General features: G+C 63.5%; 5 protein-coding genes. 3 read left to right on the plus strand and 2 right to left on the minus strand.

The window, feature by feature from the left end:
• On the minus strand, positions 1 to 1193 hold a 1193-nt coding region (locus ABWP50_RS03685), incomplete at its 3' end, for a sigma-54-dependent transcriptional regulator (protein ID WP_353216638.1).
• A complete protein-coding gene (locus tag ABWP50_RS03690; protein ID WP_353216639.1) occupies positions 1190 to 1729 on the minus strand; it encodes a heme NO-binding domain-containing protein in 540 nt (179 codons plus the stop codon). The genes ABWP50_RS03685 and ABWP50_RS03690, both read right to left, overlap by 4 nt.
• 249 nt (positions 1730 to 1978) lie before the next feature.
• Between ABWP50_RS03690 and ABWP50_RS03695 the strand changes: the two genes are divergently transcribed.
• From ABWP50_RS03695 to ABWP50_RS03705, 3 genes are all read left to right on the plus strand, one after another.
• Positions 1979 to 3202, plus strand: a complete 1224-nt coding sequence (locus tag ABWP50_RS03695; protein WP_353216640.1) for a polysaccharide biosynthesis/export family protein — start codon at positions 1979 to 1981, stop codon at positions 3200 to 3202.
• Complete coding sequence (locus tag ABWP50_RS03700; protein WP_353216641.1) at positions 3202 to 4620, plus strand: GumC domain-containing protein; 1419 nt, start codon at positions 3202 to 3204, stop codon at positions 4618 to 4620. Before ABWP50_RS03695 ends, ABWP50_RS03700 begins: the two co-directional genes overlap by 1 nt.
• On the plus strand, positions 4575 to 5452 hold an 878-nt coding region (locus ABWP50_RS03705; protein ID WP_353216642.1), incomplete at its 3' end, for an O-antigen ligase domain-containing protein. The genes ABWP50_RS03700 and ABWP50_RS03705, both read left to right, overlap by 46 nt.

A 5452-nucleotide genomic window follows, 5' to 3' on the forward strand; every position in this document is an offset into this window, starting at 1 on the left:
ATGCCGGTTCCGGCAAAGCTTGCCAGGATCAGTTCGGGGCCGGCGCTCATGACAACCGCGCGGCGCACGACATTCTGCAGTTCACGGACATTGCCCGGCCAATTGTTCGAAAGCAGGCGGGCGCGGACATCCTGGCTAAGCGGTTCGAATGTCTTGCCTTCCTGCTCGGCGAACCGTTCCAGAAAGGCTTCGGCAAGCAGCACGACATCGTCGCCGCGCTCGCGGAGTGGCGGCATTTCGAGCGGAATGACCGCGAGGCGATAGAACAGGTCTTCGCGAAAGCGGCCGGCGGCTACTTCGGCTGCCGGATCGCGATTGGTGGCACAGATGACGCGCACATCAACCGGCTCGGGCTTGCTGCTGCCAACCCGCTGGATCATGCCGGTTTGCAGGAACCGCAGCAATTTGACCTGAAGCTTCAGCTCCATTTCGCAAATTTCGTCGAGGAATAATGTGCCGCCGTCGGCGGTTTTAGCGGCGCCAAGGCGATTTTCGATGGCCCCTGTGAAAGCGCCCTTCAGATGGCCGAAAAGCTCGGATTCCAGAAGGTTTTCGGGGATCGCCCCGCAATTGATGGCGATGAACGGCCGGTTGGCGTGCCGGCTGGCGCGGTGGATCGCTTCGGCGGCGACTTCCTTGCCGGTGCCGCTTTCGCCGGTGATGAACACGGTCGCCTTTGAATCGGCGACGCTTTCGATCGCCCGGTACACCGTCTGCATCGGATTGGAGCGGCCGACAAAGCCCTGAAAACTGTCGCGCGAGGTCAGCTTGCGCACCGTCTGCACTTCGTTTTCAAGCCGGCGGCGGTCGATGGCATTGCGAACCGTGGTCAACAGCCGTTCGGGCTGCAGCGGTTTGACCAGGAAATCATAGGCACCCATCCGCATCGCAGCGATGGCGCGCTTGATCGATCCATCAGCGGTGACAACAATCACGCCGGATTCCGTGACAAGACCTGGCATGCCAGCCAGCCATTCAAGCCCATCGCAATCGGGCAACTGCAAATCGAGCAGCACCACTTCATAGGGCTTGCCGCTGGCCATGGCGTCCGCGATCATTGCGCGCGCCGTGTCGCCGCGGTCGGCGGTGTCGACGATGTGGCCGGCACCTTCAAGATGCGCAGCATAGGTCATTGCCAGCGAGGCAATGTCCTCGATCACCAGGATACGGGCAGCAGGGATTGGCATGGTCATTGGCTTTCGGCTGAAATGATGAACTTGGCTTCTTCGGCGCGACCGGCGCTGTGCCAGCGCACCGTGCGGGTCTCGCCATAGGAAATCAGGCACTGGCGGATCAGGCCAAAGGCGATATGGGCCATCGGCCGGTGCGAACGATAGCTGACCGTCAGGGTCGTGCCATCGCTGACCGCTTCGATCAGCGGCGGGCGGGCATCGGGATAGAGCACGCGGACTTCTTCGTGGATATGCGAGCCGACATGCAGCAACAGCGATTCCGCGGTGGGGTAATTCGCCATGATGGTCGGAAACAACACACCAAATCGCCCGAACAACCAGGCACCATAGTCCTCGCACAAGACCGCGCCATCGATCCCGCTCAGCCGTGAGGCGACGCCAACCATCGTTAGCGCCTGGGCGCTGGGATAATTGCCAACAGTGGTGAAGGCACCGTCGTTTGGCAGCTGGCTCTGGGTGATCACATCATCGGCAAAGGCAATGCCATGCTGTGTTTCCAGGAAACCAACCAGCTCGGTAAAAATCACGCCCTTCATGTCGTCCTCGCAATTTGCAGGCTGTCGAAATTGCAGTCTGCAGCAATTCACAAGCAAGAGGCGTGCCAACCATCTCTTCCTGCGTGCACCCATAGCATTCGCCTCGCGAAATGCGATATTTCGCAAAATGCATCGGCTAAATTGATGCGTTTTGCAACACTTTGCTTGCCGAATGCAACGCGCTCCAAGCTTGTCAGCTGGGTTGCAGCGCCGAAATCGACTTGGCACGGTCCTTGAATAAGGTGGGCCATGACCATGCACTCATCCCCACTCGCGGCACTGCTGGTGACCGCTTCCATGCTCGCCGGCTGCGTTGCCGGCCCGGCGCCCCGCAACCTGTCGGATAGCGCCTGGACGCCGCAGCAATTGGCCCCCACCGCTGCCGCTGTTGCTTCGACTGGGCCGGTTCGGTCGTGCATCGCGGCCCTGCCGGCCGGGCTTGATCCCGCTGGCTTTGTTGCCGCGTCGACGCTGACTGATGTACCGGCCCTGCTGGCGCCCGGTGATCGGCTGCGGCTACGCATCGCCGGCGACGATGACCGCTTGTCCGGTGTCCATGTCATCGGCGATGATGGCAGCTTGGCGATTGCCGGCCTGCCGCGCATCCCGGCCACCGGCCTCAGCGAAATCGAACTGCAACGCCAGCTCGGCAGTGCGCTTGTCCGTGCACAGCTGATCCGCACGGCGGGCACCCCGATTGATCTGCGCCTCATCGAAAGCGCTGGCGTTTCGGTTGCGGTCAGCGGCGCGGTGTTCGCACCGGGCGTTGTCCGCGCTGGCGAGCGTTCCGCCGAAGATCGCATTGGCCAGAAGGAAGGTTCAGCAACCGGCGATGCCAATGCCGGCCGCAATCTGCCAACTGCCCTGCGCAGCGCCGGCGGCGTGCGTCCCGATGCCGATGTGGGCCAGGTGTTTCTGGTCCGCGGCGCAAAATGGACTCGCCTCGATTTCAACGCGGCCGTTGCCGGGGCTGCCATCACCAACATCCCGGTGGCCACCGGTGACCGCGTCATCGTGCCCAGCACTGGCTGTTTTCGGGCCGATCTGGTGCGGCCAACGCCGATCACCCAGCCGGGCATTCGCGTCCATATGTCGAACCTGTCGCGATCGGCAGGCAACAACGCCAGCGCCGGGGTTGGCCGCGACACCAGCAATCTGCCCTATGGCACGCGGCTGCTGCAAGGGCTGGTTGAAATGAACTGTGTCGGCGGATCAGCCATGAACGCATCGCGGCGGGCCGTGCTGATCTCGCGCAACCCGATCAATGGCAAGAGCATCGTCATCGAACGCGAGATCGAGAAAATGGTCCGCGGGGCCAACCGCGACGCCGAAGATCCCTATTTGATGCCTGGCGATGGGCTGGCCTGCTATGACAGCCGGACGATGAATTTTGCCGATGCGATCAACCTTGTGTCGGGCGCCTTGAGTGCGGTGACGCCGGCGGTGTTGCTGCGCAATGCAGTGCGCAACTGATGAACGCCCCAATACAACCCACTGGGCAACCTCGCCGCTTGGTGCGCGCCTGGATCGTCGTTCGTGACGGCCTGCCATCGATTGGGCGCTATCGCCGCTATCTGCTCACGTTGGGGCCGGCGGTGGCGGCGGTGTGGCTGGTCACCGGCCTGTATCTGGCCCTCGCCCCGGCGCGCTATGCCAGCCAGATGACGTTGATCCTGCCTGGATCCGGCGTCGGCGGTTCGATGAATGTCGAATCCATCGGTCAGGCAACGGCAACCACCTCTTCGGCCTTTTCCAGCCCGTCGCTCAGCCCGACTGAAAATTACAAGCGGCTGATCATGGCCGATGTGACGCTGCGCGCTGCCGCCCGGTTGGCGGGCGAAGATGAAGCGGGCTTTCCCGAGCCGGTGGTGAAGCTGATCGATCAGACCAATGTCGTGGAAGTGATCATGCCCGGGCCAACGCCGGCCGCAGCGCAAAAGCGCGCGCTTGCCGTGCGAGCGGCGTTCCTCGCCGGGCTTGACCGCTTGCGCGACGATGAAGCGGCCAAGCGCGAAGCGGCCGACCGCAACCGCATCAGCGATCTGGAAGCCAAGGTGCGGCGCGCGCAGCGCCGGCTGCTGGCCTTTCAGGGCCAATCCGGGCTGGTATCGATCGAACAGTTCAACCAGCGCATCGCCGCGCTGGACAGCCTTCAGGATCGCGAACGCAACGCACGCACCCTGCAGCGCGAACGTGATGCCGAAACCCGGCGGCTGGCCAATGCCCTGGGCATTTCGCTCAGCGGCGCGCGCGCAGCCTTTTTGCTCAAGGCCGATCCGTTGTTCCAATCGCTGCTGTCCCGCTATGCCGCCAATGCCACCACCCGCACTGAGCGCGGTGCCACCCTGGGCGACAGCCACGTCACCATGGCCGAAAATGGCGCAGTCGATGCCAGCCTGCGGGCGGCGCTGATTGCGCGCGGCCGGGCGCTGACCGGCCTTTCGGCCGTGACCCTGCTGTCGTTTGCCGATCTTTCGGTCGCCGAAGGCCGGGCGCGAATGTTCGAAGTGATGGTCAATGGCAGCAGCCAATCGGCCGGTGCCGATGCCGCGCTGGCCGAGATCCGCCGCCAGATCGCCGAACAAACGGCCGGAACCGACGCTCTGGTTGGCAAGGCCGCCACATTGGCCGATCTGGTGCGCGATCTACGCGTGGCCGAAGCGGTGTTTTCGTCGGCGCTGGCACGGGTCGATACCAACAAGGCCGATCCGTTTGCTTCCTATCCGCTGGTGCAGACGCTCGAAGAACCTTCGCTGCCGCGTGGGCGCGCATCGCCATCGACGACATTGGCGCTGGCTGGTGCCATAGTCGCGACGATTCTTCTCGTGATCGGCTTCCTGCTGCTATGGCTGCGCCAACCCATCATCAACAAACTCCTGCCGAAAGGCTGATCGCCACCACGATCACATCAACCTGGCTGCTGTGGCTGCTGGGTGCCCTGTATATCGTTGGCCCGGTGCTGGGTTGGACGCTGGCGGCAATGGCAGCCAAGCGGCTGTATCTGGCACCGGGCCTGCCGCCTGAAGAGCGGCCACTGCCGCTAGGCAGCCTGGTCTGGGTGTGGTTGATCGGCATGCTGTTCATGCTTGCCGCGCTGCTGGTCGGGCATGTCACCAATGATCTCGGCGCTGCCAAGACCCTGAAATCATCGGTCGGCTGGGCGAAGGGCTGGGCGTTGCTCGGGCTGTTCCCGTTTGCCGCCGCCGTGCTTGATGTGCGCCCGGCCGTTATCTATCACGCCGTTTGCCGGCTCGGCCGGCAAACCCTGGTGTTGCTGCCGGTCTTCCTTGCCGCTCCGCTGATCGGCTTGCCCGGGCTGCTGTACACGTCGCCGCTTGAAATTCTCGGCGGCTCCGGCCCCGAATTCTTCAAGGTCATACTTTACACCATCGAGCCCGGCACCGGCGCGACCCGCTATCAATTTTTTGCGCCATGGTCACCCGCCGCTGGTATGATCGCGGTCATTCACGTGCTGTGCGCCATCGAAGAACGCGACCGGCGCTGGCAGATCGTCGGTGTGCTTGCCGGGCTGGCCGTGGCGCTGCTGTCGCAATCACGGCTGGCGCTGGTGGCGATTGCGGTGGTGTGGCCGATAGCGCAGGGCGTGGCACGGTTGCGCCGGCCATCGACCTGGTGGCTAGCGGCACCGGCCGTGCTGGGGATCGGGCTGTTTGCACCCACTGTGCTGGCGCTGGTCGACAAGCTTGCCAATGATTTCAAGGG

The organism is Sandarakinorhabdus sp. (genome assembly GCF_040398645.1).
In the GTDB taxonomy this organism is placed as follows: Bacteria; Pseudomonadota; Alphaproteobacteria; order Sphingomonadales; family Sphingomonadaceae; genus Sandarakinorhabdus.